The 26,250-nt window shown below is 66.3% G+C and carries 20 protein-coding genes and 1 pseudogene; 15 read left to right on the top strand and 6 right to left on the bottom strand.

Going from position 1 to position 26,250, the window contains the following annotated elements; translation table 11 throughout:
* Positions 1-42: 42 nt before the first annotated feature.
* Positions 43-2,091 carry a prolyl oligopeptidase family serine peptidase gene (locus AC07PE_RS09505; RefSeq protein WP_498763559.1) on the top strand — a complete coding sequence of 683 codons (2,049 nt, stop codon included), beginning with the start codon at positions 43-45 and terminating at the stop codon, positions 2,089-2,091.
* A 100-nt stretch (positions 2,092-2,191) separates the two neighbouring features.
* Positions 2,192-2,515, top strand: a complete 324-nt coding sequence (locus tag AC07PE_RS09500; protein WP_290368551.1) for a helix-turn-helix domain-containing protein — start codon at positions 2,192-2,194, stop codon at positions 2,513-2,515.
* Here the strand turns inward: AC07PE_RS09500 and AC07PE_RS09495 are convergent.
* On the bottom strand, positions 2,490-3,221 hold the full coding sequence (locus AC07PE_RS09495; protein ID WP_498763557.1) for a helix-turn-helix transcriptional regulator: 732 nt from the start codon (positions 3,219-3,221) through the stop codon (positions 2,490-2,492). The genes AC07PE_RS09500 and AC07PE_RS09495 overlap by 26 nt on opposite strands.
* A gap of 384 nt (positions 3,222-3,605) precedes the next feature.
* Between AC07PE_RS09495 and AC07PE_RS09490 the strand changes: the two are divergent.
* Both AC07PE_RS09490 and AC07PE_RS09485 read left to right on the top strand, forming a co-directional pair.
* Positions 3,606-8,535: pseudogene (locus tag AC07PE_RS09490) on the top strand (response regulator).
* A 22-nt stretch (positions 8,536-8,557) separates the two neighbouring features.
* Positions 8,558-9,412, top strand: coding sequence for a CheR family methyltransferase (locus tag AC07PE_RS09485; RefSeq protein WP_498763555.1), 855 nt, complete (start codon positions 8,558-8,560; stop codon positions 9,410-9,412).
* A gap of 12 nt (positions 9,413-9,424) precedes the next feature.
* Here AC07PE_RS09485 and AC07PE_RS09480 read toward each other — a convergent pair whose 3' ends face one another.
* Positions 9,425-10,048 (bottom strand): glutathione S-transferase family protein, encoded by a 624-nt coding sequence (locus AC07PE_RS09480; RefSeq protein ID WP_498763552.1) that lies wholly within the window; start codon positions 10,046-10,048, stop codon positions 9,425-9,427.
* A gap of 115 nt (positions 10,049-10,163) precedes the next feature.
* On the opposite strand from AC07PE_RS09480, the gene AC07PE_RS09475 reads away from it, so the two are divergent.
* On the top strand, positions 10,164-12,833 hold the full coding sequence (locus tag AC07PE_RS09475) for a M1 family metallopeptidase (RefSeq protein ID WP_498763550.1): 2,670 nt from the start codon (positions 10,164-10,166) through the stop codon (positions 12,831-12,833).
* Between the two features lie 12 nt (positions 12,834-12,845).
* Here the strand turns inward: AC07PE_RS09475 and glpD are convergent, their stop codons facing one another.
* A complete protein-coding gene (gene glpD, locus AC07PE_RS09470) occupies positions 12,846-14,438 on the bottom strand; it encodes a glycerol-3-phosphate dehydrogenase (protein ID WP_498763548.1) in 1,593 nt (530 codons plus the stop codon).
* 84 nt (positions 14,439-14,522) lie between these two features.
* On the opposite strand from glpD, the gene AC07PE_RS09465 reads away from it, so the two are divergent.
* A complete protein-coding gene (locus AC07PE_RS09465) occupies positions 14,523-15,158 on the top strand; it encodes a phosphohydrolase (protein ID WP_498763546.1) in 636 nt (211 codons plus the stop codon).
* Positions 15,151-15,981, top strand: coding sequence for an SIR2 family NAD-dependent protein deacylase (locus AC07PE_RS09460; RefSeq protein WP_498763544.1), 831 nt, complete (start codon positions 15,151-15,153; stop codon positions 15,979-15,981). The genes AC07PE_RS09465 and AC07PE_RS09460 overlap by 8 nt, the downstream gene beginning before the upstream one ends.
* 380 nt (positions 15,982-16,361) lie before the next feature.
* Here AC07PE_RS09460 and AC07PE_RS09455 read toward each other — a convergent pair whose 3' ends face one another.
* Both AC07PE_RS09455 and AC07PE_RS09450 read right to left on the bottom strand, forming a co-directional pair.
* The gene (locus AC07PE_RS09455) at positions 16,362-18,461 is read right to left on the bottom strand and encodes an ATP-dependent helicase (RefSeq protein ID WP_498763542.1); all 2,100 of its coding nucleotides are present in this window, start codon (positions 18,459-18,461) and stop codon (positions 16,362-16,364) included.
* Positions 18,462-18,761: 300 nt separating this feature from the next.
* A complete protein-coding gene (locus AC07PE_RS09450; protein WP_498763540.1) occupies positions 18,762-18,950 on the bottom strand; it encodes a hypothetical protein in 189 nt (62 codons plus the stop codon).
* A gap of 160 nt (positions 18,951-19,110) precedes the next feature.
* Between AC07PE_RS09450 and AC07PE_RS09445 the strand changes: the two genes are divergently transcribed.
* The 8 genes from AC07PE_RS09445 (at position 19,111) to AC07PE_RS09410 (ending at position 25,456) form a co-directional block, all read left to right on the top strand.
* Positions 19,111-19,287: a hypothetical protein gene (locus AC07PE_RS09445; protein ID WP_498763538.1), complete on the top strand. Its 177-nt coding sequence runs from the start codon at positions 19,111-19,113 to the stop codon at positions 19,285-19,287.
* Positions 19,288-19,336: 49 nt separating this feature from the next.
* A complete protein-coding gene (locus AC07PE_RS09440) occupies positions 19,337-19,930 on the top strand; it encodes a chromate transporter (RefSeq protein WP_498763536.1) in 594 nt (197 codons plus the stop codon).
* On the top strand, positions 19,927-20,514 hold the full coding sequence (locus AC07PE_RS09435) for a chromate transporter (RefSeq protein ID WP_498763534.1): 588 nt from the start codon (positions 19,927-19,929) through the stop codon (positions 20,512-20,514). The genes AC07PE_RS09440 and AC07PE_RS09435 overlap by 4 nt, the downstream gene beginning before the upstream one ends.
* A 167-nt stretch (positions 20,515-20,681) precedes the next feature.
* Positions 20,682-21,539 (top strand): S-formylglutathione hydrolase, encoded by an 858-nt coding sequence (gene fghA / locus AC07PE_RS09430; RefSeq protein ID WP_498763532.1) that lies wholly within the window; start codon positions 20,682-20,684, stop codon positions 21,537-21,539.
* Positions 21,540-21,694: 155 nt separating this feature from the next.
* On the top strand, positions 21,695-22,165 hold the full coding sequence (locus AC07PE_RS09425) for an Hsp20/alpha crystallin family protein (protein ID WP_498763530.1): 471 nt from the start codon (positions 21,695-21,697) through the stop codon (positions 22,163-22,165).
* A gap of 29 nt (positions 22,166-22,194) precedes the next feature.
* Entirely contained in the window at positions 22,195-22,935 is a 741-nt protein-coding gene (locus AC07PE_RS09420; protein WP_498763528.1) for a phosphoribosyltransferase, read from the top strand.
* Positions 22,886-24,100: an SRPBCC family protein gene (locus tag AC07PE_RS09415; protein ID WP_498763526.1), complete on the top strand. Its 1,215-nt coding sequence runs from the start codon at positions 22,886-22,888 to the stop codon at positions 24,098-24,100. The genes AC07PE_RS09420 and AC07PE_RS09415 overlap by 50 nt, the downstream gene beginning before the upstream one ends.
* A gap of 27 nt (positions 24,101-24,127) precedes the next feature.
* On the top strand, positions 24,128-25,456 hold the full coding sequence (locus AC07PE_RS09410) for an erythromycin esterase family protein (protein WP_498763524.1): 1,329 nt from the start codon (positions 24,128-24,130) through the stop codon (positions 25,454-25,456).
* On the opposite strand, the gene AC07PE_RS09405 is transcribed toward AC07PE_RS09410, so the two are convergent.
* Positions 25,438-26,226, bottom strand: coding sequence for a hypothetical protein (locus AC07PE_RS09405; RefSeq protein ID WP_498763522.1), 789 nt, complete (start codon positions 26,224-26,226; stop codon positions 25,438-25,440). The two genes, AC07PE_RS09410 and AC07PE_RS09405, sit on opposite strands and share 19 nt — an antisense overlap.
* Between the last annotated feature and the right edge of the window lie 24 nt (positions 26,227-26,250).

Raw genomic sequence — 26,250 nt, 5'->3', positions numbered from 1 at the left:
AATCGGCCTCAATTGGCGAGAGCCCAGCAATAAGGACAGCAAATGCACACGATGGAAGATCCCTACCTCTGGCTTGAGGACGTCGCCTCCGAACGCGCGCTCGGCTGGGTCGGCGAACGCAACGCCGGCACCGAAGCCGAGCTGGCCGCGGCGCCCGGCTACGCACAGCTGCGCACGCGCCTGAAGACCATCCTCGATTCGAAGGACCGCATCCCCTACGTCAGCCTGTACGAGGGCCGCTGCTACAACTTCTGGCGCGACGCCGACCACGAGCGCGGCATCTGGCGCCGCACCACGATGGAGGAATACCGCAAGCCGGCGCCGCAGTGGGAGACGGTGCTCGACCTCGACCTGCTGGCGCGCGAGGAGAACGAGAACTGGGTCTGGGCCGGCGCCTCCTTCCTGAAGCCGCACGGCGGGCGCTGCCTGGTCTCGCTGTCGCGCGGCGGCGGCGATGCCCACGTGGTGCGCGAGTTCGACCTCGAAATCCTGGCCTTCATCGCGGACGGCTTCAATCTGCCGGAAGCAAAAGGCGGCGCCAGCTGGATAGACCGCGACGCCGTGTTCGTGTCCACCGACTTCGGCCCCGGCTCGATGACCAGCTCGGGCTACCCGCGCGTGGTGAAGGAATGGCGGCGCGGGACCGCGCTGGCGGACGCGCTTCCCGTCTACGAGGCGCAGGAGGACGACCTCTCGGCCTCCGCCTGGTTCGACTACACGCCCGGCCACGAGCGCCAGTTCGTGCAGCGCCAGATCGGCTTCTACAGCAGCGAGCTGTTCGTGCGCGATCCCGCCAGCGGCGTTCTCACCGGGGTCGACAAGCCCGAGGACGCCGACGCCTTCACGGTGCGCGACCAGCTGCTGGTCCAGCTGCGATCAAGCTGGGAACTTGGCGGCACGACCTGGCCGCAGGGCGCGCTGCTGGCGATCGGCTTCCGGGACTTCATGGCCGGCGCACGCGATTTCCAGCCGCTGTTCACGCCGACCGACACCACCTCGCTGGACGGCATCGGCGTGACCCGTGACGCCATCCTGCTGACGGTGCTGGACAAGGTCAAGAACCGCATCGTCGAGCTGCGCCACGTCGATGGCGCCTGGCAGCGGCGCGAAGTCACCGCGCCGGGCATGGGCGCACTGGGCGTCTCGGGCCTCGACGAGATCGAGTCCGACGACTACTTCCTGACCGTGACCGATTTCCTGACCCCGAGCACGCTCTACCTGGCGCGCGCCGGCAGCGACGAACGCACCCTGCTGAAGGCGATGCCGGCCTTCTTCGACGCCAGCCCCTACACCGTAAGCCAGTTCGAGGCCGAGTCGAGCGACGGCGCGCGCATCCCCTACTTCGTCGTGATGCGCGCCGATACGCAGATGGATGGCGCGAATCCGACCCTGCTGTACGGCTACGGCGGCTTCGAGGTCTCGCTGACGCCCTTCTACAGCGGCGTGACCGGCGAAGCCTGGCTGGCGCGCGGCGGCGTTTATGTACTGGCGAACATCCGCGGCGGCGGCGAGTTCGGCCCGCGCTGGCACCAGGCCGCGCTCAAGCATCAGCGCCAGAAGGCCTTCGACGATTTCCTGGCGGTGGCCGAAGACCTGGTGGCGCGCAAGCTCACCAGCCCGGCGCACCTGGGCATCATGGGCGGCAGCAATGGCGGCCTGCTGGTCGGCGCCGCCCTGACCCAGCGCCCGGAGCTGTTCGGCGCCGTGGTCTGCCAGGTGCCGCTGCTCGACATGCGGCGCTATCACCAGCTGCTGGCCGGCGCGTCCTGGATGGGAGAGTACGGCGACCCGGACGATCCCGAAGAGTGGGCCTACATCGGCAAGTATTCGCCCTATCACCAGGTGTCGCAGCACAAGCGCTATCCGCGGGTGCTGTTCACCACCTCCACCCGCGACGATCGGGTCCATCCGGGCCACGCGCGCAAGATGGCGGCGCTGATGGAGGAACAGGCGCACGACGTGCTGTATTGGGAAAACACGGAAGGCGGCCATGCCGGGGCGGCCAATAACGAGCAGACCGCCACCATGTGGGCCTTGACCTATACTTTCCTGTGGCAAGAATTGACCCGAAAATCAAGCCCGAAAGCATGAGATTTGCGCTGGCTCAAATAGCGGAACAACACTTCCCCCTCTCTAAGGGGGAGTTCCTACAGGAACTATCAATATTGCTAGGTCGCCGGATGAATGATGCATGGAATACTTGTCTTCCACACATCTTTACAACCTTTACGAAGGAGGAGCGGCGATGGCTAATGATTTCGTTACCGAAGCAAGCCTGCGGGAGCCCGAAGCAGGCAATGCAAAATTCCAGGCAGCGCTGGCTCCAACCGTCAGCGAACTGAAGAAGTACCGCATCAGCAAGCGGGAAAGTCAGGAGAAATTCTGGGGACGCTTCGGCGTGACGCAATCGAGCGGCAGCCGCTTCGAGACGGGCCTGGCCATTCCGGCCCCGGTCGCCCTGCTCCTGAAACTGTACGTGAACGGCAAACTCAACGATGGTGATCTTCTGGGGTAATCAGCCCCAGCGAAATCGCCCGCACGACCGCCTGCTGCCGGGTGTTGACGTTGAATTTCTGCCTGATGTTACCCATGTGGAAATTCACCGTCGCCTCCGAGCAGCCGGTAATCTTTGAAATCTCCCACGAAGATTTCCCCACCATTACCCAGTTCAAGACCTCGAGCTCGCGCGGCGTGAGCCGTGGCGCAGCTTCGTGCGTGGACGGCGGGCAGAAGCGCACGCCCGAGGCGAAGGCATGGTCGCGCACCAGGGCCAGTTCCGGCAGCAGGCCGATGACCTCGCGCGCAAACCCCCGCTCCGGCGCCGGATCGCAGGCAAAAGTAAGCAAGCCGAACTCCCCGTTCGGCCCATGGATAGGAAAACTGACGCCGGCCCGGATGCCGTGCACGCAGCCCTCTTCATACATGGCGCGCTGGGCCGGGCTGCGGAAGGTATCGGCCTGCCACACCAGCGGCAGCGTGCTCGCCAGGCAATGGCTGACCAGCGGGTCGACATAGGCGAGGCGCTCGGCCTCGTAGCGGTCCCGCCATTGGCGCGGATAATTCGTCTGGAAAAACGCATGTTCCAGGCGCGCATGGCGCGAACCCGACATCGCAAAGAGGACTTTCTCGAAACCGTAGTGCCGGCCCAGGGAAAACAGCGCCTCTCCCCAGCTCGACGCCGTGTCGCAATGCATCAGCTCGTCAAGTTCGACGGTCATCATGGTAACCCCGCGCTGTTGATGGTGTAACAACTGTTGTGACACCCGTATGCTAGTTGAGTTGTAACCGAAAAGCACGAAAAATTATTCTTTTAATCATCTTCGTGTTGGACAAAGCCGCAAAGAAGTTGTCGTCGTACTACAACAAGCGTGTTTACGAACTCGTCAATCGTGCGCGCCCCATTTTCAAAATCCGATAAGCTCGCGCGGATTGTCTATCGAAAATTGCAAATGTGCAAGTTTATGGCAGCCGCGTAACAGTGTTGCCATTTTTTACTTGCCTGAGCTTGACTTGACCGGACACAAGAGTATCTTTACGAGTTTCTGACATTTAACAATACATGTCTGCCCGCTCTACCCCTTCTCTACCTCGAGGAACCCAAGTCAATGAATAACATGACTGACATGGCTGAACAGCTGGATGTCAAGCTGCTGCTTTCCACGCTGATGGCGCTGAAAAAAGGCGATTTCTCGGTGCGCATGCCCTCCGACTGGACCGGCGTGTCCGGCAAGATCGCGGACACCCTCAACGACATCATCGAAACCAAGCAGAAAATGGTCGAGACGGTGACGGAAGTGTCGCGCGTCGTGGGCCGCGAAGGCCACCTGACCCAGCGAGCGGACGTGCCGGGCGTGGTCGGCGGTTGGTCGACCATCATCAGTTCCGTCAACACCCTGATCGACGACCTTGTGCGTCCGACCACGGAAATGGCGCGCGTCATCGGCGCGGTGGCGAAGGGCGACTTGTCGCAGACCATGGCCCTGGAAGTGGACGGGCACCCGCTGAAGGGTCAGTACCTGCGCGCGGCGACCACCGCGAACACGATGGTGGAACAGCTCTCCTCCTTCTCTTCCGAGGTGACGCGTGTGGCGCGTGAGGTGGGTACCGAGGGTAAGCTGGGCGGCCAGGCCTACGTGCCGGGCGTCGCGGGTACCTGGAAGGACTTGACCGACTCGGTGAACTCGATGGCGGGTAACCTGACCTCGCAGGTGCGTAACATCGCGGAGGTGACCACCGCGGTGGCGAACGGCGACTTGTCGAAGAAGATTACGGTGGACGTGCGCGGCGAGATCCTGCAACTGAAGGACACCATCAACGTGATGGTGGACCAGCTGCGTTCCTTCGCATCCGAGGTGACCCGAGTCGCGCGTGAGGTGGGTACCGAAGGTAAGCTGGGCGGACAGGCTTACGTGCCGGGCGTCGGCGGCACCTGGAAGGACTTGACGGACAACGTGAACTTCATGGCGTCCAACCTGACGGGCCAGGTGCGTAACATCGCGGCGGTGACGACCGCGGTGGCGAACGGCGACTTGTCCAAGAAGATTACGGTGGACGTGAAGGGCGAGATTCTCGAACTGAAGAACACGATTAACGTGATGGTGGACCAGCTGTCCTCCTTCGCATCCGAGGTGACCCGCGTCGCACGAGAAGTGGGTACCGAGGGCAAGCTGGGCGGCCAGGCGCAGGTGAAGGGCGTAGCGGGCACCTGGAAGGACTTGACCGACTCGGTGAACTCGATGGCGGGTAACCTGACCGGCCAGGTGCGTAACATTGCGGACGTGACGACCGCGGTGGCGAACGGCGACTTGTCCAAGAAGATTACGGTGGACGTGAAGGGCGAGATTCTCGAGCTGAAGAACACCATCAACGTGATGGTCGACCAGCTGAACTCCTTCGCATCCGAGGTGACCCGCGTCGCACGAGAAGTGGGTACCGAAGGTAAGCTGGGCGGCCAGGCGAACGTGCCGGGCGTCGCGGGTACCTGGAAGGACTTGACCGACGGCGTGAACTCGATGGCGGGTAACCTGACGGCGCAGGTGCGTAACATTGCGGACGTGACGACCGCGGTGGCGAACGGCGACCTGTCCAAGAAGATTACCGTGGACGTGAAGGGCGAGATTCTCGAACTGAAGAACACGATTAACGTGATGGTGGACCAGCTGTCCTCCTTCGCATCCGAGGTGACCCGCGTGGCGCGTGAGGTGGGTACCGAAGGTAAGCTGGGCGGCCAGGCCTACGTGCCGGGCGTCGGCGGTACCTGGAAGGACTTGACCGACAACGTGAACTTCATGGCGTCCAACCTGACGGGCCAGGTGCGTAACATCGCGGCGGTGACGACCGCGGTGGCGCGCGGTGACTTGTCGAAGAAGATTACCGTGGACGTGAAGGGCGAGATCCTGGAACTGAAGGACACCATCAACGTGATGGTGGACCAGCTGTCCTCCTTCGCATCCGAGGTGACCCGCGTGGCGCGTGAGGTGGGTACCGAAGGTAAAGCTGGGCGGCCAGGCAAACGTGTCGGGCGTCGCGGGTACCTGGAAGGACTTGACCGAGAACGTGAACCAGCTGGCGGCAAACCTGACCAACCAGATGCGTGCGATCGGCGAGGTGGCGACGGCGGTGACCCGCGGCGACCTTTCGCGTTCGATTCAGGTGGAAGCGCGTGGTGAGATGTCCTACCTGAAGGACAACATCAACGAGATGATCCGTAACCTGAAGGAGACCACGCAGAAGAACGCGCAGCAGGACTGGCTGAAGACCAACCTGGCGCGCTTCACCCGACTGCTGCAGGGCCAGCGCGACCTTGGCGCCGTGACCAAGCTGATTCTGTCCGAACTGGCGCCGCTGATCACCGCCCACCACGGCGTGTTCTATATGATGGATTCCGAGGGCAACGACGCGCGCCTGCGCCTGATCGCTTCCTACGGCTACCGTTCCAGCCGCAAGCTGCCGACCTCCTTCCTGCCGGGCGAAGGCCTGGTGGGCCAGTGCGCGCTGGAGAAGACCCGCATCTGGCTGACCGACGTCCCGCGCGACTACATCCAGGTGTCGTCCGGCCTGGGCGCGGCGCCGCCGACCAACATCGTGGTGCTGCCTATCCTGTTCGAACAGCAGGTCAAGGCGGTCATCGAGATCGCGTCGCTGGACCGCTTCACCGAGACCCACCTGTCCTTCCTCGACCAGCTGATGGAATCGATCGGCGTGGTGCTGAACACCATCGAGGCGAACAGCCGTACCGAATCGCTGCTGACCCAGTCGCAGTCGCTGGCGCAGGAACTGCAGCAGACCAACCAGGAGCTGGCGGAGAAAGCGCGCCTGCTGTCCGAGCAGAACATCGAGGTGGAACGCAAGAACCGCGAGGTGGAACAGGCGAAACTGGCGCTGGAAGAAAAAGCGACCCAGCTGGCCCTGTCCTCGAAGTACAAGTCCGAGTTCCTGGCGAATATGTCGCACGAACTGCGTACGCCTTTGAACTCCCTGCTGATCCTTGCACAGCAGCTCTCGGATAACCCCGAGGGCAACCTGTCGGGCAAGCAGGTGGAATTCGCGAAGACCATCCACGGCTCGGGCTCCGACCTGCTGACCCTGATTAACGACATTCTCGACCTGTCGAAGATCGAGTCGGGTACCGTCACGCTGGACGTGTCCGAGTACCGCTTCTCGGCGCTGCGCAACTACGTGGACCGCACCTTCCGCCACATGGCCGAAGCCAAGCATCTCGGCTTCCAGGTCGACCTGGCGGACAACCTGCCCACCGCGCTGATGACGGACACCACGCGCCTGCAGCAGGTTCTGAAAAACCTGCTCTCGAACGCGTTCAAGTTCACCAGCCACGGCAACGTCGCGCTGACGATCAGCCTGGTGACCAGCGGCTGGACCGCCGACCACCCCCACCTGCTGCATGCGGACGCGGTGCTGGCCTTCTCGGTGCGCGACACCGGCGTCGGCATCCCGTCCGACAAGCTGCAGCTGATCTTCGAGGCATTCCAGCAGGCCGACGGCTCGACCGCCCGCAAGTACGGCGGCACCGGCCTGGGCCTGTCGATTTCGCGCGAACTGGCGCGCCTGCTGGGCGGCGAGATCCGCGTCGAATCGACGGTCAACATCGGCTCGACCTTCACGCTCTACCTGCCGTACAACCGCGCCGGCTTCATCAACTACGAACAGACCCGCCAGCCACAGCCGGCGCGCCTGGCGCCTCCGCAGCAGCCCGCCCCGCTGGCGGCGCCCACGCCGACCATGCTGCTGGAAGTGGAAACCGACACCGCCACCGCGGTCGGCACGGCCGTCGCCGTGTCCGATCCGTCGAGCGGCCTGGTCGAGTACGCGAGCGTGCTGGACGACCGCGGCCTGATCGTGCCGGGCGACCCCTCGGTGCTGATCGTCGAGGACGACGAGCGCTTCGCCAAGACCCTGCTCGACTTCGCCCGCGAGAAGAACTTCAAGGGCATCGTGACCCACCGCGGCGACTCCGCGCTGTCGCTGGCGCGCGACTTCCAGCCGGCCGCGATCCTGCTGGACATCGACCTGCCGGACATCGACGGCCTGACCGTGCTGGAGCGCCTGAAGCGCGACCCGGGCACCCGCCACATCCCGGTGCACGTGCTGTCGGCGATGCGCGAGCGCGAGCGCGCGCTGCGCCAGGGCGCGATCAGCTACATCAACAAGCCGGTCAGCCGCGAGATGCTGCAGGAAGAATTCACGCGCATCCAGAAGTTCCTGATGGGCGGCAAGCGCTCGCTGCTGGTGGTCGAGGACGACATGGCCCAGCGCGAATCGATCGTCTCGCTGATCGGCGATTCCGACGTCCGCATCGTGACGGTGGAAACCGGCGCCGCGGCGCTGGAGGCCCTGGCCGCCCAGCACTTCGACTGCATGGTGCTGGACCTGACCCTGCCGGACATCTCGGGCTTCGAACTGCTCGACCAGATCGGCAAGCAGCCGGCCCTGCGCGACCTGCCGATCGTGATCTACACGGCCGCGGAACTGGGCCGCAAGGAAGTCACGAAGCTCAAGCGCTACGCCAAGACCATCGTGGTCAAGGACGCCCGCTCGCCCGAGCGTCTGCTGGACGAGACGGCGCTGTTCCTGCACCGCTCGCACGCCAGCCTGCCGGACCTGCAGCGCCGCATCCTGGAAGAGATCCACGCGGCCGACGGCGGCCTGGCCGGCCGCAAGGTGCTGATCGTCGACGATGACCTGCGCAACATCTTCGCGCTGTCCTCGCTGCTGGAGCGCCAGCAGATGCAGGTGCTGTTCGCCGAAAACGGCCGCGACGGCATCGAGGTGCTGGAGAAGGACCCGAGCATCGAGATCGTCCTGATGGACATCATGATGCCGGAGATGGACGGCTACGACACGATGCGGGCGATCCGCCGCATTCCGAAGTTCAAGTCGCTGCCCATCATTACCCTGACCGCGAAAGCGATGAAGGGTGACCGCGACAAGTGCATCGCCGCCGGCGCCTCGGACTACATCACCAAGCCGGTGGATGTGGCCCAGCTGCTGTCGATGATGCGCGTCTGGCTGCATTGATGACTTCACCGAGGAGTTCATCATGAACGCGTGGACCGGACTGGCCGCCGGGCTCGCGATCGAGGAGCTGGAAACGGAGCTGCTGCTGGAAGCGCTCTTCCAGCGCTTCGGCTACGACTTCCGAGCCTACGACCGCGCGGCCCTGCGGGCCAAGCTGAACCAGGCCATGCGCGAGGGCGGCGCCTGCACCCTGTCGGGACTGCAGGAAAAGGCGCTGCACGACCCCAGGGCCGCATCGGCGCTGCTGCGCACGCTGTCGGTGGCACCGAGCCCGCTGTTCGACTGCGTCGGCCATGCTGCGCGCCTGCGCGGGGTGCTGGCGCCCTCGCTGCGCGGCTGGCCGATACCGCGGGTCTGGCTGGCCGATTGCGCCGGCGTGGGCGAAGCCTGGACCCTGGCCATCGTGCTGGCCGAGGAAGGCGTATTGGGCAAGCTCGACATCCACGCCACCCTCGCCAACGAAGAGCTGGTGGCGCAGATGCAGGACGCCTGCCTGCCGCTGGCCGAGCTCGAGGAAGCGAGCCAGCGGCACGTGGAGAGCGGCGGCCGCGGCGACCTGCTGTCCTTCTTCGAAATCGAGGATGGGGCCGATGGCAAATGCGCGCGCCTGCGTGCGGACCTGCGCCGCCGCATCACCTGGTCGCAGTACAGCCTGGTGACCGACGCCTCCTTCAACGAGTTCCAGGCCATCCTGTGCTGCCACGCCCTGTCCGACTTCGGGCCGGTGCTGCGCCAGCGCGTGCTGCGGCTGTTTCACGACAGCCTGGCGCGTTTCGGCGTGCTGTGCCTGGACCGCCAGCTGTCGGTGGCGGATGCCTATGCGGGAACCTACCAGGCGATCGAAGGCGACCGCCCCTGGTACAAGCGGGTGGGCTGAGCCCCCCCCGGATCAAAGCACCTGCGCGCTTGGCCGTTCCGCGATGCGGTCGCGCCAGGCCTGCAGGTAGCCAAACCCCTCCTCCCCCGGCCTGAACTTCATCAGCCCGCGCGCAAACTCCAGCGCGCAGAAAGCGGTGATGTCGGCGATCGTGAAGCGCTCGCCGGCCACGTACGCCTGTTTGGCCAGCACGCCGTCCAGCCAGCGCGCGGTGTCGCGCATCTTGCGTCCCTGCTCCACGCCGAAGTCGGCGAACTGCGGCTGCTCCAGCGGCGCCAGGCCCGGGTGGGTGTGGCGGATGCAGTGGGCGATTTTCAGGAACAGCTGCAACTCGGCGCGGCGGTCCGCCATCTCGATGAAGGCGCGCTCCTCGAAGCCTTCGCCCATCAGGTTATGTTCGGGGTACAGGCCTTCCAGGTAGGTGCAGATCGCACGCGTCTCGGCCAGCTCGCGGCCATCGTCCAGCTCCAGCACCGGGATCTGCGCCATCGGGTTGATGCCGGTGAAGCCCTCGCTCCGATGTTCGCCCTTAAACAGATCGACAGGTACCAGCTCGATCCCGGTAATACCCTTTTCGGCGATGAACATGAGCACGCGGCGCGGGTTCGGGGTGCGGTGGCTGGTGTACAGCTTCATGGTTCTCCTCCAGTTTGTGATTGTAAGGACGATGATAGCGCAGGCCGGATGTTCATTGACAGCCATGCATCTTGAACGTAGATTCGCGGACTAGTCCCCATCACATAGGTCCACCATGCACCGCAGCCTGATCTCCGCCGCCGTCGCCCTCGCGTTCGCGACCCTCCCCCTTCATCAAGCTGCCGCGGCCACGAAGGCCGCAGCGAGCCAGGAAGCGACCACCCAGCTGCCGCGCGGCGTGATCCCCAGCCATTACGATATCGCGCTGACGCCCGACGCCGCCAACGGGCGCTTCACGGCCAGGGCCGTCATTACGCTCCAGGTCAGCAAGGCCACCAGCAGTATCACGCTGAACGCGGCCGACCTGAGCTTCAAGGAAGCGAGCCTGAGCCCGGCCGCCGGCGGCGCCGCGCAGACTGCGAAGGCCAGCATCAACGGAGAAGCCCAGACCGCCACCTTCAGCGTCGACAAGCCGCTCGCGCCCGGCCTCTACAAGCTCACGCTGGACTACAGCGGCGTGATCGGCACCCAGGCCGTGGGCCTGTTCTCGCTCGACTATCCAGGCAGCGACGGCAAGCAGCAGCGCGCCCTCTACACCCAGTTCGAGAACTCGGACGCGCGCCGCATGATCCCGTCCTGGGACGAACCTGCCTACAAGGCGAGCTTCTCGCTGAACGTCACGATCCCGGCCGGCCAGATGGCGGTCAGTAACATGCCGGCCGCCGGCACGGCCACGCTGCCGGATGGGCTCCAGAAGATCAGCTTCGCGACCTCGCCGAAGATGTCGACCTATCTGCTGTTCCTCGGGGTCGGCGACTTCGAGCGCGCCACCACGAAGGTCGAGGGTACGGAACTGGGCGTGGTGACCCGCCGCGGCGCCATCGACCAGGCCCGCTTCGCGCTGGACTCGTCGAAGGACATCCTGCGCGAGTACAACGACTACTTCGGCGTGCGCTATCCGCTGCCCAAGCTGGACAACATCGCCGGCGCCGGCCGCAGCCAGTTCTTCGGCGCGATGGAAAACTGGGGCGCGATCTTTACCTTCGAGTACGCGCTGCTGTTCGACCCGGCCAGCTCGACCCAGCACGACCGCCAGGAGATCTTCGCCACCGCCGCCCACGAGATGGCGCACCAGTGGTTCGGCGACCTGGTCACGATGCGCTGGTGGGACGACCTGTGGCTGAACGAAGGCTTCGCGTCCTGGATGGAAAGCCGCATGACGCAGCGCCTGCATCCGGAATGGAATACCCGCCTGGGCGCGGTCGCCAGCCGCGACGGCGCCATGCAGCGCGACTCGGTGGCCACCACCCACCCGGTGGTGCAGCACATCGAGACCGTCGAGCAGGCCAACCAGGCCTTCGACGAGATCACCTACCAAAAGGGCGAAGCGGTAATCCGCATGCTCGAAGCCTACGTGGGCGAGAACGCCTGGCGCAGCGGCGTGCGCAGCTACATGAAGGCCCACGCCTACGGAAATACCGTGTCCGACGACCTGTGGAAGCAGATCGAGAAGGCGGCCCGCAAACCGGTCACGGCGATCGCCCACGACTTCACGCTGCAGCCGGGCGTGCCGCTGATCCGCGTCGGCGAACCGGTGTGCAAGAATGGCGCCACCAGCGTGCCGCTGACTCAGGGCGAGTTCTCGCGCGACCAGCCCGAGAAGAAGCCGCTGGCCTGGCGCGTGCCGGTGATCGCGCAAGTCGCGGGCAACACGAAGCAGGCGTCCACGCTGGTTTCCGGCGGCAAGGGCACGATTACGCTGCCGGGCTGCGGCGCGGTGATCGTCAACGCCGGCCAGAGCGGCTATTACCGCACCCTGTACGCGCCGAAGCAATTCGCCCAGCTGGCGCAGGCCTTCGCCACGCTGGCGCCGATCGACCAGCTTGGCCTGCTGTCGGACAGCACTTCGCTGGGCCTGGCCGGCCTGCAGCCGGCATCGAGCGCGCTGGACCTGGTCAAGGCCACGCCGGTGAGCGCCGATCCGCAAGTCTGGAGCCGCATCGGCCACGTGTTCGAGGGCCTGCACTGGCGCATGAAAGGTGACATGAGCGACGACAAGGCGCGCCGCCAGCGCCTGGACGCCTTCGCGATCGCCCGCCTGGCGCCGGTGATGGCGCAGACCGGCTGGGAAGCGCGCAGCGGCGAAGACTCCGCCATCGCCAACCTGCGCGAGCAGCTGATCGACACCCTGAGCGAACTGGGCGACCCGACCGTCATCGCCGAGGCGCGCCGCCGTTACGCCGCGATGGACAAGGACCCGGCCGCGGTGCCGGGCCCGCTGCGCAAGACGGTGCTGGCGGTGGTCGCCCAGCATGCCGACGCCGTCACCTGGGACGGCCTGCACGCCCGCGCCCGCGCGGAGACCAATCCGCTGCTGCGCGACCGCCTGTACGCGCTGCTGGCCATCGCCGAAGACAAGGCGCTGGCCCAGCGCGCGCTGGACATGGCCCTGACGGACGAGCCGGGCCTCACCAACAGCGCGGCGATGATCTCGGCGGTGGCCCAGCGCTATCCGGACATGGCGCTCGACTTCGCGCTCGCGAACGTGGAGAAGATCAACCAGCGCGTCGACGCCAGCTCGCGCAGCCGCTACTTCGCGCGCCTGGCCATGGGCTCGTCGAACCCGGCGACGATCGTCAAGCTGAAGGGCTATGGACAGGCCAACCTGGCGCCGAGCTCGCGCGGCGACGTCGATGCGGCGATCGCGTCGATCCAGGACCGCATCAAGACCAATGCGGCGCGCCTGCCCGAAATCGACGCCTGGCTGCAGCAGAACGGCGGCTGAGCGACACCGCCTTTACTCCAGGGCTCGCATGACGGTGGCCGGCGCGGCGGCATTGCGCCGCGCCGCCAGCCACGCATCCAGGCGCTGCGTGGCGTCCGCCCGCAGGTGAGGCTGCACGTGCAGCCCCAGCTTGGTGCGCCGCCACAGGATGTCGTCGGCGGTCTGCGCCCACTCATGCTTCACCAGCCAGTCGGCCTCGACCTCGAACAGCCCGGGCACGATCTCCTCGCCGAGGTCGGCGCGGCCGCGGCAATGGCCCAGCATGGCCCCCAGCCGGCTGCCATAGGCGCGCGCATAGCGGGTCACCAGTTCGGGCGGCAATGCGGCGTACTGCTGCTGGCGGGTGCGGGTCCAGGCCTCGAAGTCGCGCACCGAGCGGGCGCTGGGCTGGCGGCCGAACAGATCGCCCCCTGGCAGGCAGGCTTGCGCCGTCCAGCCGGGCACGCGCCGTCCCAGCGCCGGCGCGATCCAGTCCACGGCCTGCTCGGCCAGCTTGCGGAAGGTCGTCACCTTGCCGCCGAAGACGGACAGCAGCGGCGCGCCGTCGCGGTCGGTCTCCAGGCGGTAATCGCGGCTGGCGCCCGACGCGCTGGCGGAAGAGTCGCCCCCGTCTTCCCCGATCAGCGGCCGCACGCCGGCATAGCTCCACACCAGGTCTTCGGGCCCGATCCGCTGCATGAAGGCGCGGTTGACGGCATCGCACAGGTAGTCGACTTCCGCATCGCCGATCGCTACTTTATCGAGGTCGCCCTGGTAATCCACGTCGGTGGTGCCGACCAGGGTGAAGCGGCCTTCGTAGGGTATCGCGAAGACGATGCGGCCGTCCGGCTGCTGCAGGATGTAGGCGCTGTCGTGCGTGAACAGCTGCGGCACCACGATGTGGCTGCCCTTTACCAGGCGCAGGCTGCGCGCCGTGGATTGGGGCGTGGCCGTACCCAGGAAGCTCGCGGCCCACGGACCGGCCGCATTCACCACGCAGCGCGCGTGCACGCGCAGCGCATCGTCGGCGCCCTGCAGGGCCGCGACCCAGCGCTGGGGCTCGCGCACGAGGCTGGTGCAGCGGGTGCGCGTGAGGACGGTGGCGCCACGCTCGCGGGCATCGACGGCGGCCAGCACCACCAGCCGGGCATCGTCGACCCAGGCGTCGGCATAGGCGAAGGCGCGGCTGAAATGCGGCTGCAGTGGCGCCCCGGCCGGGTCGTCCCGCAGCGACAGCTCCTCGGAGCCGGGCAGGAAATCGCGGTGCGCCAGGTGATCGTAGAGGAACAGGCCGGCGCGGATCATCCACGCCGGCCGCATGCCCACGCCGGGCGCGTGCGGCATCACGAAGCGCAGCGGGCGCATGATGTGCGGGCCGCTCTTGAGCAGCACCTCGCGCTCGGCCAGCGCCTTGCGCACCAGGCCGAAGTGGTATTGCTCGAGGTAGCGCAGGCCGCCGTGTATCAGCTTGCTCGAGGCCGAGGATGTGTGCTGGGCCAGGTCGTCTTTTTCGCACAGGACCACGCGCAAGCCGCGCCCGCTGGCGTCGCGCGCGATGCCGGCGCCGTTGATCCCGCCACCCACCACCAGTACGTCACAATCGATGCGTCGTGAATGCTCGCTCATCCGTCCTCCCATGGTCCGCGCAGCAGTCAAGTGTACGGTCCGCCCGGCCGCGGGTGTTCGGCCATATCAATGTAGAATTCCCGCATGACGACACGCGCCTGGGTTCGCATGCCTTCCGGCAAGCGCCTCGACCTGCTCAATCCTACTCCCTTCGACTGGGACGACGCCGACCTGGCCCTGGGCCTCGCGCGCACCTACCGCTGGGGCGGCCACTCGGCCTGGCCCTTGCCGCTGTCCGTGGCCCAGCATTCGATCTGCGTGATGCTGCTGCGCCAGCTTGCCTCTCCCGAGCCGCTGGACCCGGTCGTCGCCTTGCGCGAACTGCTGCACGATGCCGAGGAAGGCCTGCTCGGCTTCGACGCCGTCTCGCCTCTGAAACCCTTCCTCGGCGAAGGCTTCAAGGAACTCACGCAGCGGCTGGAACAGATGGTCTTCCTGCGCTACGGCCTGCCGGCCTGGACGCCCACCGAACACGCGAAGCACAAGCTGGCCGACCGCCTGGCCGCCGCGACGGAAGCCGTGCACGTGGTCGGCTGGAAGGTGGAGGAAGTGTGGAACACCCTGAAAATCCGCGCCGCCGTGCTGGAAGAAGACCCGCTGGCCGGGCGCTACCGCTGCCGGCCGTGGGAGCCCTGGCCGCCTGTCGTCGCGGCCGAGCGCTTCCTGCTCGAGCTGGACCATTTGAAGCAGCGCATCGATGCGGGAGAGGCGCATGGCTGAGGCCGGCCTGGATGCCGCGATCGCCCGCGCCGCCGGCCTGCTGCGCGATGCCGACGCCCTGCTGATCGGCGCCGGCGCCGGCATGGGCGTCGATTCCGGCCTGCCCGACTTCCGCGGCGACCACGGCTTCTGGAAAGCCTATCCGCCGCTGGCCAGGCTGGGCATCCGCTTCGTCGAGATCGCGAATCCGCGCAGCTTTGCCCGGCATCCGGAGCTGGCCTGGGGTTTTTATGGGCACCGGCTGGCGCTGTACCGCAGTACGGCGCCGCACGAGGGTTTTGCGATTCTGCGCGAACTGGGCGAGGCACTGACCCACGGCGTCTTCGTCTTCACCAGCAACGTCGATGGCCAGTTCCAGCGCGCCGGCTTCAGCGATGCGCAGGTGGTCGAATGCCATGGCTCGATCCACCACCTGCAGTGCAGCCGGCCCTGCCATGACGCCATCTGGCCCGCCGATGCGGTCCAGCCCGAGATCGACCCTGCCGACTGCCTGATGCACTCGCCCCTGCCCGCCTGCCCCCGCTGCGGCGCGCTGGCGCGGCCGAACGTCCTGATGTTCAATGACGGCAGCTGGCTGGACGCGCGCACCGATGCCCAGTACGGCCGTTTCGAAGCCTGGCTCAGGCAGGCCCAGCGCCTGGTCGTGATCGAGCTGGGCGCCGGCACTGATGTGCCCTCGGTGCGGCGGATGGGGGAAAGCCTGGGCGCACCGCTAATCCGGATCAATCCACGCGAGCCGGAAGTGCCTTTGCCGCGTGATGTCGGCATCGCTGCCGGCGCACTCGATGCGCTGCGCCGCCTGCGCGAAGCTTTGCAGCAGTGAAAGAATCTTTCAGCAACTAGCTCGTGGTGAAATTTTCTTTCATAAGAACTAGCCGCGAAACCATAGCCAGCCAGAAGAATTGGCCTTACGAAAATGCTAAGACCTTTCTCAAGATCAGCGCCTAAATCCTTGATTCCTCAGCTTTTATTTTCATATCCACAGGAAATGTGGATAACTGTGTGGACAAGCGCCTCTTGACAAGCCGGGAGCGCAGTATTGATGCGGGTTTCAACAAATTGCCCGTTCAACAGGCAAATTTTAAGCTTATATAAATCAATGACTTACACGAGCCCTAGTTTTGTGCAGGATATGGCTATGAGGCAAATTCCTACACGTGTAGGACACGGGGGATAACTCATTCGGACTAGCCTGTTTTCGGCCTATTTCCACGCGTTTCTTGCCCGCTCGCGCACCAGCATCCTGACTTCGTCCGGCATCGGCTTGCGGCTGTGCGGCGTCTCCGCATTCACCCAGCTGCATTCCTCGAAATGCTTGAGCATGGCCGGGCTGATGAAACGGGTGCGCTGGGCGTACACATGGCGGTCGCCCATCTGCGCCTGCTGCTTGATGAAGAAGCGGTTCGGCAGCACCAGGTGCAGCTGCTCCTTGGCGCGCGTCATCGCCACATAGAGCAGGCGCCGCTCTTCCTCGATGTCCTCCGCGCTGCCGGTCGCCATGTCGGAGGGGATGCAGCCGTCGATCACGTTCAGCACGTGCACGGACTTCCACTCCTGCCCCTTGGACGAATGGATGGTCGACAGGATGAGGTAGTCCTCGTCCAGCAGCGGCGGGCCGGCGCGGTCGCTGGTGGCGTCGGGCGGGTCCAGGGTCAGCTCGGTCAGGAAGCTCTCGCGCGAACCGTAGCCGCCGGCCAGCTGCACCAGCTGTTCGAGGTCGGCCGTGCGCACCGGGGCGTCGTCGTACAGGCGCTCCAGGTGCGGCAGATACCAGTCCTTCACCAGCTCGATGTCCATCGGCCAGCGCAGTCCCGGCGTGCGCAGGCGCTTGAACAGGGCCACGAAGGGTTCCCAGTCACCCAGCGCGCGGGCCGGCGCCTCGAAGGCTTCCACTGCCGCCGTCGGTTCGGCGGCCTCGGCCACCGCATCGAGCAGGCGCGCCGCGGTGGCCGGGCCTATACCGGGGATCAGCTGGGCGACGCGGAAGCCGGCCAGGCGCCCGCTCGGGTTCTGGGCGAAGCGCAGCACCGCCAGGATGTCCTTGATGTGGGCCGCCTCCAGGAACTTCAGGCCGCCGAATTTCACGAAGGGGATATTACGGCGGACCAGCTCCAGCTCCAGCGCGGCGCTGTGGCTGGCGGCGCGGAACAGCACCGCCTGCTGCGTCAGTTTCGTGCCCGCTTCGCGCTGCTCCAGCACGCGGTTGCAGACCCAGCGCGCCTGCTCGGCTTCGTCCGGGATCAGCACCAGCTGCGGCTTCGCTGTCGATACCTTGTCCGTCCACAGCGTCTTCGCATGCCGCTCCAGCGCCGCCGCGATCACCGCGTTCGAGGCATCCAGGATGGGCTGGGTCGAGCGGTAGTTGCGGTCCAGCGTGATCGTGCGCGCCGGCTGCGAGAAGGCCTGCGGGAAGTCGAGGATGTTGCGCACCGTCGCGCCGCGGAAGGAATAAATGCTTTGGGCGTCGTCGCCGACCACCATCACGCCCTGCCCGTCCGGCTTCATGCCCTGGATGATGGCGGCCTGCAGGCGGTTGGTGTCCTGGTATTCGTCGACCAGCACGTGGTCGAACAGCGCACCCAGCTCCGGCCCGAGTTCCGGGTCGGACGCCATCTCGGACCAGAACAGCAGCAGATCGTCGTAATCGAGCACGTTCTGCTCCTGCTTGGCGTCCACGTAGGCGCCGAACAGGCGTTTCAGCTCTTCTTCCCACTCGCTGCACCAGGGGAAGGTCGACTGCAGCACCTCGCCCAGCGTATCGCGGCTGTTCACCACGCGCGAGTAGATCGCCAGGCAGGTCCCTTTCAAGGGAAACCGCTTCTGGCCGCCAGTAAGGCCGATATCCTGGCGCACCATGCCCATCAGGTCTTCGGAATCGGCGCGGTCGTGGATGGTGAAGGAGGCTTCCAGTCCGATCCGCCCCGCGTACTCGCGCAACAGGCGCGCGCCGATGGCGTGGAAGGTGCCGGCCCAGGGCAGCGCGGCCACCGCCTGGCTCGAGGTCTTGAGGACACGCTGCAGGACGCCGCCGGCGCGCTGCACCATCTCGTTGGCGGCGCGCCGCGAAAACGTCAGCAGCAGGATCCGCTGCGGATCGGCGCCGGACTGGATTAGGCGCGCGACGCGGTGCGCCAGCGTATTGGTCTTGCCCGAGCCGGCGCCGGCAACGACCAGCAGCGGCCGCGGCGCCTGCGCGCCGACGTCATGCTCGACCGCCGCGCGCTGTTCGGGGTTCAGGGACGCGTAAGGATCGGCGAGCGCGGGCTCGGCTTCCTGGCAACTGGGATCGACGGTATCGGGCATGGGACGACAGTTCTGATGATGACAGAACTGTACATTTATCCAGTAGAGTTACGCAAGTCCCATCTATTGCCGGGCTTGTCCAGATATCCACAAAATCTGTGGACAAGCATGTGGAAAAACACCCCCTTGACATGCGGGAAGCAAGGATTGATGCGGCTTTCAACAAGTTGCACATTGCACGTGCAGCGTGTGAAGACCACAAAATCAATGGTTTACGAAGTCAAGACGCGCACAATTCAAATATTTTTGCAAGATGTGCGCTGGAAACTTTTGTGCATAACCAGTGTGCCCAAGAAAGGCTCAGGCAACACAAGCACGACGACGTTCCGGCTCGCCCAGCACCCGTTCAATAACTGCGGCGGCAATGTCCTGAGAGCGCAGGAATTCAACGGCCGACACGGTGCCGGAATCGCCTTGCAGGGCAATGCCGCGGTCGACGATCTCGCGGCGGTGCGCATCCTGGCGCTGGCTGGTGCGAATCTGGTTCATCGGTCCTCCCGTTTCATGATCGCGGCCGATTGCCGCAAGTGCAGTATCGGCGCGCACATCCTTAAGTCAAGACAAATTTTGCCGCCAGCGCGACCGCGTGCGCCGTCCCCGCGCCGCCCGGCCTAGAATGGCCCCGACATCCATCACCAGCGAGGACCCCATGACCACGACTCCCGATCCCGACCTGAAACCGGGCGACGAAGCCGAGCCCGGCACCCCGGGCGCGGGCGAGGACCTGTGCGAGACCTGCGGCGGCAGCGGCAAGCTCGACAATGGCAAACAGTGCCCGGAATGCGAAGGCACAGGCCGCGTGATGCGCGGCATCGGCGGCGGCTAAGTAGCTCTCCGCATGGACAGGGAGGCTATGCCGGCGCGATAATCGTGCCATGAGCATACCGCCGCAGCCATCGCCAGCAGACCCCGCTTCTGCGCACCGCCCGCAATCCCTGTCCGATCTCTTCATCTCCTTCACGCTGCTGGCCCTGCAGGGTTTCGGCGGCGTGCTCGCCGTCGTCCAGCGCGAACTGGTCGAGCGCAAGCGCTGGCTGAGCCAGGAAGAATTCATCGAGGACTGGGCCGTGGCCCAGATCATGCCGGGCCCGAACGTGGTCAACCTGTCGCTGATGATAGGCGGACGCTACTTTGGCCTGCCCGGCGCCCTCGCCGCTCTCGGCGGGCTGCTGGCCCTGCCGCTGGTGCTGGTGCTGGGCCTGGCCGTGCTGCACGACAGCTTCGCCGACAACCCGCAAGTCGCCGGCGCCCTGCGCGGCATGGCCGCCGTCTCGGCCGGCCTGATCGGCGCCGCCGGCCTGAAGCTGGCCGTGGCCCTGAAACGCAGCCCGCTGCCGATGGCCTGGTGCGTGGCCATCGCCGCGTCCGGCTTCGTGCTGGTGGCGCTGCTGAAATGTCCTCTTTTATATGTGCTGCTGGGGCTCGGCGGCCTCGGCTGCATCCTCACCTGGCGCAGGCTCAAGGCATGAGCCCGGCGCCCGAGACCCTGCACCTGGCCCTGGCCTGGTCCGACTGGCTGAATCTGTTCGGCCATTTCCTGCTGCTGTCGATGATGTCGATCGGCGGCGCCATCTCCACCTCCTCCGAAATGCACCGCTTCCTGGTCGAGCAGCATCATTGGCTGAGCCCGGAGCAGTTCAACGCCGCCATCGCCCTGGCCCAGGCCGCGCCCGGTCCGAACGTCTTATTCGTCGCGCTGATAGGCTGGCATGTCGGCATGAACGCGGGCAGCGTCGGCGCCGCCCTGTTCGGCGTGCTGGTCAGCATGGTCGGCATCATGACGCCTTCCACCATCATCACCTACACGGCCGCGCGCTGGGGCCACCGCAACCGCGAGCTGCGCGCGGTACGCGCCTTCAAGCAGGGCATGGCGCCGGTGGTGATCGCACTGCTGCTGTCGACCGCCTGGATCCTCGGCAGCTCGGTGGGCGCCGCAGGCTGGCGCCTGCCGCTGCTGGCGGTCGCGGCCGGCGTCGTGATCTGGCGTACCAAGCTGCACCTGCTGTGGGTTCTAGCGGCCGGCGCTCTCCTCGGCGGCTTCGGGCTGGTGTAAGGCGCCCATGCCGGCGTTGCACCGGCTCGCCGTACTGGCGTACTGTCTTCGCCGGTGCGCCTTGCCCTGGGCGCCTTGCACCAGCCCGTGTAATGTGAGCGCCGCCGTGCACGGCGCGCGCATAGGCGGCATACTTGCGTTATTGCTCACCTGACGAGAGAAGAAACATGACCGAGCTTGCCCAATTAAATGTGCTCAGCGAACACGCCTGCTTCGGGGGCGTCCAGCGCTTCTACCAGCACGCCTCCAGCGCGATCGGCCTGCCGATGCGCTTTTCCGTCTACCTGCCGCCCGGCGCCGAAGGCAAGCAGCTGCCGGTGCTGTTCTACCTGGCCGGTCTGACCTGCACCGAAGAAACCTTCATGATCAAGGCCGGCGCCCAGCGCGTGGCCGCCGAGCTGGGCATGGTCCTGGTCGCGCCCGACACCAGCCCGCGCGGCGCTGGCATCCCCGGAGAGACCGACAGCTGGGACTTCGGCGTGGGCGCCGGCTTCTACCTCGACGCCACCGTCGAGCCCTGGGCCCGTCACTACCGCATGGAGAGCTACATCCTCGAGCTGCGCGAACTGGTGCTGGCCAGCCTGCCCGTCGATCCGCAACGGGTCGGCATCTTCGGCCATTCGATGGGCGGGCATGGCGCACTGACCCTGGCGCTGCGCCACCCCGAGCTGTTCCGTTCGGTCTCGGCCTTCGCGCCGATCGCCGCGCCGACCCGCTGCCCCTGGGGCCAGAAGGCCTTCAGCGGCTACCTCGGCGCCGACCAGGCGGCCTGGCGCGCCCACGACGCCAGCGAGCTGATCAAGGATGCGGGCCGCGCCGTCTTCCCGGACGGCATCCTGGTCGACCAGGGCCTGGCCGACAAATTCCTCGCCGAGCAGCTGTATCCGGAAGCCTTGGAGGAAGCCTGCCGCGCCGCCGGCCAGCCGCTCGAACTGCGCCGCCATGCCGGCTACGACCACGGCTATTACTTCATCTCGACCTTCGTCGAAGACCACCTGCGCTTCCACGCCCGCAATCTCGCCTGACCCGCAAGATTCCCTCCGTGCGCCCGCCGGCTGGCGGGCGTCAAAATTGCTTCCGCTCCGCTTGAAATCGGTTTTCGTCCGCCCTATAAAAAAGGAGTGGCGGCATGCTTTGCATCGTCCGCCATGTGATTCATCCATTACAAAGGGAGGTCATCATGAACCTGATCCGCAGAGGCAACAGCCCACTCTCCACCATGCGTGGCGGCCCCATCGACGAGCAGTTCGGCCGCATGGTCGAGAACATGTTCCAGGATTTCTTCGCACCCTTGGCCCAGGCCGGGCGCTGGACCGATGATGGCCTGGCCATGCCGCGCCTGGACGTCAGCGAGACCGAGAAAAGCTTCGAAGTGCAGGCCGAGCTGCCGGGCGTCAAGAAGGACGATCTCAAGGTCTCGATCGACGGCCAGCGCGTCACTATCGAGGGAGAATGTCAACAGGCAAACGAACAGCGTCAGGGCGAACAGGTGGTGTATTCTGAACGTTCGACGCGCAGGTACCAGCGCAGCTTCACGCTGCCGTCCGAGGTCGATGACGCCGGCGCCGAGGCGAAGCTCGAGAACGGCATCCTGATGCTGACGCTGCCCAAGAAACAGGGTGGCGCGGCAAAGCGCCTGACCATCCAGTGAGCTGCCAGGCAGCGGGAGCGCAGCAAGGCATGGCCGAGTATCGCCGCTTCAAGGACCGCACCCAGGCCGGCAAACTGCTGGCCCGGGATCTGCGCGGGTACGCGGGGCGCGCGGATGCGATCGTGCTGGCCTTGCCGCGCGGCGGCGTGCCAGTTGGGTTCGCCATCGCACAGCGGCTCGCAATCGAACTCGATATTCTTCTCGTACGTAAGCTGGGATTGCCGGGGCGCGAGGAATACGCCATGGGCGCGGTCGGCAGCGGCGGCGTGCGGGTGCTGCAGCCGGGCGTGCCCGGCCTGCTGGGCGTAACAGCCGGGCAGGTCGAGGCGGTCACGCAGCGCGAGCTGGAGGAACTGGAGCGGCGCGAGCGTGCCTACCGCGGCGCGCGCGAGCCGCTGGCGCTGGCCGGGCGCACGGCGATCCTGGTCGACGACGGCGTCGCCACCGGCTCGACCATGCTGGCGGCGATTCGCGTGGCGCGCGGCCTGGACCCGGGCAAGCTGGTGCTGGCGGTGCCGGTGGCGCCGCCGCAGACCCTGGCCATGCTCGAGCCCGAGGTCGACCGCCTGGTGTGCCTGTCGGCGCCGCCCCTGTTCCGCTCCGTGGGACAGTGGTACGACGCCTTCGACCAGACCAGCGACGAGGAAGTGCAGGATTTGCTGGCCGACGCCTGGCATGCGCGGACGGCCGAACGACAACAACCACATGGAGGACCGAATCATGCAACGACTGCCGACGACAAGCACGACGACGACGGACACCGGGCTTGAACTTGCCAAATGGCTGGGCGGCGCCGCCGCCGGCGCCCTGTTGATGTACATGCTCGACCCCGACCGCGGCGGCGAACGCCGCGCCCAGTCGGCCGCCGCCGTGCGCAACGCCGGCACGCGAACTTCCAGCGCCCTCGGCAATGTCTGGCGTGGCGCCGGCAGCCACATCGGCGAAGCCGCCGACGATGCCATCGAAGCGGCCAAACCGGACGGCAGCATCGGCTCGGCAATCTCGAGCACCATCTCGAAAGCCAAGGATGTGTTCAGCCGCGCCTCCAGCGCCGCCGGCGACCTGGCCGACGATGCCAGGGACAGCGACACGTATTCGAACGCGCGCGACAGCGTGAGCAAGGCCGTGAGCCGCGCCGCCGACACTGCCGCCGACTTCTACGACGACACCCGCAAGAGCGCCGGCCTCCTCGGCAAGCGCGTGGCGGAGGAAGTGCGCGGCGACAGCCAGGGCGCCTGGAGCCCGACCATGCGCAACACCGCGCTGGTGGGTGGCGGCCTGCTGGCACTGATGGGCCTGATGCGCCGTTCGCCGATGGGCGCCGTCCTCAGCCTCGCCGGCGCCGCCCTGCTGGCCCGCAGCGCCGCCAACCAGCCGCTGCGCGCGCTGGCGGGCCGCGGCGCCGCCGGTCTCGGCATGAGCAAGGACCTGGCGCACAAGCTGAGCATGGACCAGACCATTGACTTCGAGAAGACCATCCACATCGAAGCATCGCCGGACGAGGTCTTCGAACAGTTCGCCAACTACGAGAACTTCCCGCGCTACATGTCGCACGTGACCGAGGTGCGCGACCTGGGTCACCGCCGCTCCCACTGGAGCGTGAAGGGTCCGGGCGGCTCCAAGTTCGAGTGGAATTCCGTGCTGACCGAGCAGAGCCGGCCGAACCGCCTGGCCTGGCGCAGCGAAGCCGGCGCCGAGATCCCGAACAGCGGTTCGATCCAGTTCGAGCGCCACCGCGGCGGCACCCTGGTCACCGTGCGCATGTCCTACACCCCGCCGGCCGGCGCCCTCGGCCATGGCTTGGCCCTGCTGCTCGGTTCCGATCCGAAGTCCAAGATGGACGAGGACCTGGCGCGCATGCGGGCCTTCATCGAGCGCGGTTCCATGCCGCGCGAGGCGGCCCAGTCCAGCTGGACCAGCCGCTTCCTGCACTAAACCGGCAGCGACTCCGCGCTGAGCATTATGGCGACTCTCGATCCCGTTGACGCCATCCGCGCCGCCGCCCTCCCCCTGGGCGGCGGGCCGCGCGACTACGACGCACTGCTGGACCTGGTCGGCGACGCCCGCTTCGTATTGCTGGGCGAAGCCACCCACGGCACCCACGAGTTCTACGAGGAACGCGCGCGGATCACCCAAAGGCTGATCGAGGAAAAAGGCTTCCATGCCGTGGCCGTCGAAGCCGACTGGCCGGATGCCTACCGCGTCAACCGCTACGTGCGCGGCCAGGGAGAGGACGGCGACGCCAACGCCGCCCTGTCCGGCTTCGAGCGCTTCCCGAACTGGATGTGGCGGAACACCGACGTCTCCGCCTTCGTCGAATGGCTGCGCGAGCACAATCAACAGCAGGCCGAAGGCAGGCAGGTCGGCTTCTACGGCCTAGACCTGTACAGCCTGTTCACCTCGCTGCGCGAAGTGCTGGCCTACCTCGACAAGGTCGATCCGCAGGCGGCCAGGGTGGCGCGCGAGCGCTATGCCTGCTTCGACCACTATTACGAAGACAGCCAGCACTACGGCTACTCGGCCAACATGAATTTGTCCGCCTCCTGCGAGGAAGGCGTGATCGAGCAGTTGAACCAGCTGCAGCAGCGCGCCTACGAGTATTCGCAGAAGGACGGCAGCGCCGACGCCTTCTTCCACGCCCAGCAGAACGCGCGGCTGGTGAAGAATGCCGAGGAATACTACCGGACCATGTTCCGCGGCCGCGTCTCGTCCTGGAATTTGCGCGACAGCCACATGGCCGAGACCCTGGAAGCCCTGGCCCAGCATCTGTCGAAGGACGGCGAGCCGGCCAAGATCGTCGTCTGGGAACACAACTCCCACATCGGCGACGCCCGTGCCACCGAGGTCGGCGAGCTGGGCGAGTGGAACGTCGGCGAACTGGCGCGAAAGGCCTACGATGGCCAGACCCGCCTGATCGGCTTTTCGACTTATGAAGGCTTCGTGACGGCGGCCTCGGAATGGGATGGCCCGGCCGAGCACAAGCAGGTGCGCCCCGGCATGCCCGGCAGCTACGAGGAATTGCTGCACAGCACAGGCATCGAGCGCTTCATGCTCCCCCTGCGCGGAGACAATCCCGCCCGCGAAGCCCTGATGCAGCGCCGCCTGGAGCGCGCGATCGGCGTCATCTATCTGCCGCGCACCGAGCGCCAGAGCCATTACTTTTCGGCCCAGATGGCGGTGCAGTTCGACGCCGTCATCCACATCGACCGCACCACGGCGGTCACGCCCCTCGACGCGGGCGGCGGCTGGCATTCGGAAGAGCCGCCCGAGACCTATCCCGGCGGGCTTTGAACGATGTGCAGGTGCCTGCCCTTTCCCTCCTGCGCCATCTGGCGGGCGGCGTTCTCACGGTGAATGGCGCCCGGCTCGGCCAGTTCGCGCCCGCCGAGCTCGCGCATCTCGTCGGAACCCAGCCGCGCCAGCGCAGCGCTGCGCAAATCTGCCGCTTCGCCGGTCCGTCCCAGCCCTTCCAGGGTCGCGACGCACAGCCGCAAGTCCTTCATGGTATTGGACAGCTCGGCCGCCAGCCGCGGCGCCGCGCCATGTGGGGGAAATAGCGGCAGCTTCGCGGCCAAGGCGTTCAGCTCCTCGATGCGCGCGAGGGGCTCGGGCAGGTAGCGCTCCGCGCGTTCGAAGTCGCCGGCCTCGACCAGGGCCGGCAAGGCGGTCCAGGCCGCCTCACGCGCGGCTTCGGGCATCGCGCTTTCCATCTGCACGAACAGGTCGCGGGTCGACTGTGGATCTGCGAGCGTGTCGTTGAGGTCGGCAATGAACTGGAAGCGGGTGTTCGGATAGATTCGCCCCGAGCGGAAATCCGTATCGCCGCCCAGCAGCTGGTGGACCTGGGCGTCGCGTGCGCGGGCCAGGGCAGCGCGCGCCGGCGCATGCACCTCGCACAGCATGCGCCATTCGAACATCACGATGAACATGTTATTGGCGGCAAACGCCTCGTCCTTGCAGACGCGCGCGAACAGGCCGATCAGCACACCCAGTGCATCCTCATGCCTGCCTTCATGCCGGGCGACGCTGGCCTGGACGACGCCTGGATCCAGATCGATCATCCGCTTCTCCTTTTGTGCTGTCAG

Source organism: Telluria sp. GW821-FHT07G12 (genome assembly GCF_059418525.1).
This window is presented reverse-complemented; position numbering and strand designations above follow the sequence as displayed.

What these genes read in the sequence shown, in the direction of transcription:
- AC07PE_RS09465 (WP_498763546.1), top strand. Translation starts at nt 14,523, where the DNA reads ATGACGACACGCGCCTGGGTTCGCATGCCTTCCGGCAAGCGCCTCGAC.
- AC07PE_RS09445 (WP_498763538.1), top strand. Translation starts at nt 19,111, where the DNA reads ATGACCACGACTCCCGATCCCGACCTGAAACCGGGCGACGAAGCCGAG.
- AC07PE_RS09420 (WP_498763528.1), top strand. Translation starts at nt 22,195, where the DNA reads ATGGCCGAGTATCGCCGCTTCAAGGACCGCACCCAGGCCGGCAAACTG.
- AC07PE_RS09435 (WP_498763534.1), top strand. Translation starts at nt 19,927, where the DNA reads ATGAGCCCGGCGCCCGAGACCCTGCACCTGGCCCTGGCCTGGTCCGAC.
- AC07PE_RS09415 (WP_498763526.1), top strand. Translation starts at nt 22,886, where the DNA reads ATGCAACGACTGCCGACGACAAGCACGACGACGACGGACACCGGGCTT.
- fghA (WP_498763532.1), top strand. Translation starts at nt 20,682, where the DNA reads ATGACCGAGCTTGCCCAATTAAATGTGCTCAGCGAACACGCCTGCTTC.
- AC07PE_RS09500 (WP_290368551.1), top strand. Translation starts at nt 2,192, where the DNA reads ATGGAATACTTGTCTTCCACACATCTTTACAACCTTTACGAAGGAGGA.
- AC07PE_RS09480 (WP_498763552.1), bottom strand. Translation starts at nt 10,048, where the DNA reads ATGAAGCTGTACACCAGCCACCGCACCCCGAACCCGCGCCGCGTGCTC.
- AC07PE_RS09425 (WP_498763530.1), top strand. Translation starts at nt 21,695, where the DNA reads ATGAACCTGATCCGCAGAGGCAACAGCCCACTCTCCACCATGCGTGGC.
- AC07PE_RS09405 (WP_498763522.1), bottom strand. Translation starts at nt 26,226, where the DNA reads ATGATCGATCTGGATCCAGGCGTCGTCCAGGCCAGCGTCGCCCGGCAT.
- AC07PE_RS09460 (WP_498763544.1), top strand. Translation starts at nt 15,151, where the DNA reads ATGGCTGAGGCCGGCCTGGATGCCGCGATCGCCCGCGCCGCCGGCCTG.
- AC07PE_RS09410 (WP_498763524.1), top strand. Translation starts at nt 24,128, where the DNA reads ATGGCGACTCTCGATCCCGTTGACGCCATCCGCGCCGCCGCCCTCCCC.
- AC07PE_RS09475 (WP_498763550.1), top strand. Translation starts at nt 10,164, where the DNA reads ATGCACCGCAGCCTGATCTCCGCCGCCGTCGCCCTCGCGTTCGCGACC.
- AC07PE_RS09505 (WP_498763559.1), top strand. Translation starts at nt 43, where the DNA reads ATGCACACGATGGAAGATCCCTACCTCTGGCTTGAGGACGTCGCCTCC.
- AC07PE_RS09495 (WP_498763557.1), bottom strand. Translation starts at nt 3,221, where the DNA reads ATGATGACCGTCGAACTTGACGAGCTGATGCATTGCGACACGGCGTCG.
- glpD (WP_498763548.1), bottom strand. Translation starts at nt 14,438, where the DNA reads ATGAGCGAGCATTCACGACGCATCGATTGTGACGTACTGGTGGTGGGT.
- AC07PE_RS09440 (WP_498763536.1), top strand. Translation starts at nt 19,337, where the DNA reads ATGAGCATACCGCCGCAGCCATCGCCAGCAGACCCCGCTTCTGCGCAC.
- AC07PE_RS09450 (WP_498763540.1), bottom strand. Translation starts at nt 18,950, where the DNA reads ATGAACCAGATTCGCACCAGCCAGCGCCAGGATGCGCACCGCCGCGAG.
- AC07PE_RS09455 (WP_498763542.1), bottom strand. Translation starts at nt 18,461, where the DNA reads ATGCCCGATACCGTCGATCCCAGTTGCCAGGAAGCCGAGCCCGCGCTC.
- AC07PE_RS09485 (WP_498763555.1), top strand. Translation starts at nt 8,558, where the DNA reads ATGAACGCGTGGACCGGACTGGCCGCCGGGCTCGCGATCGAGGAGCTG.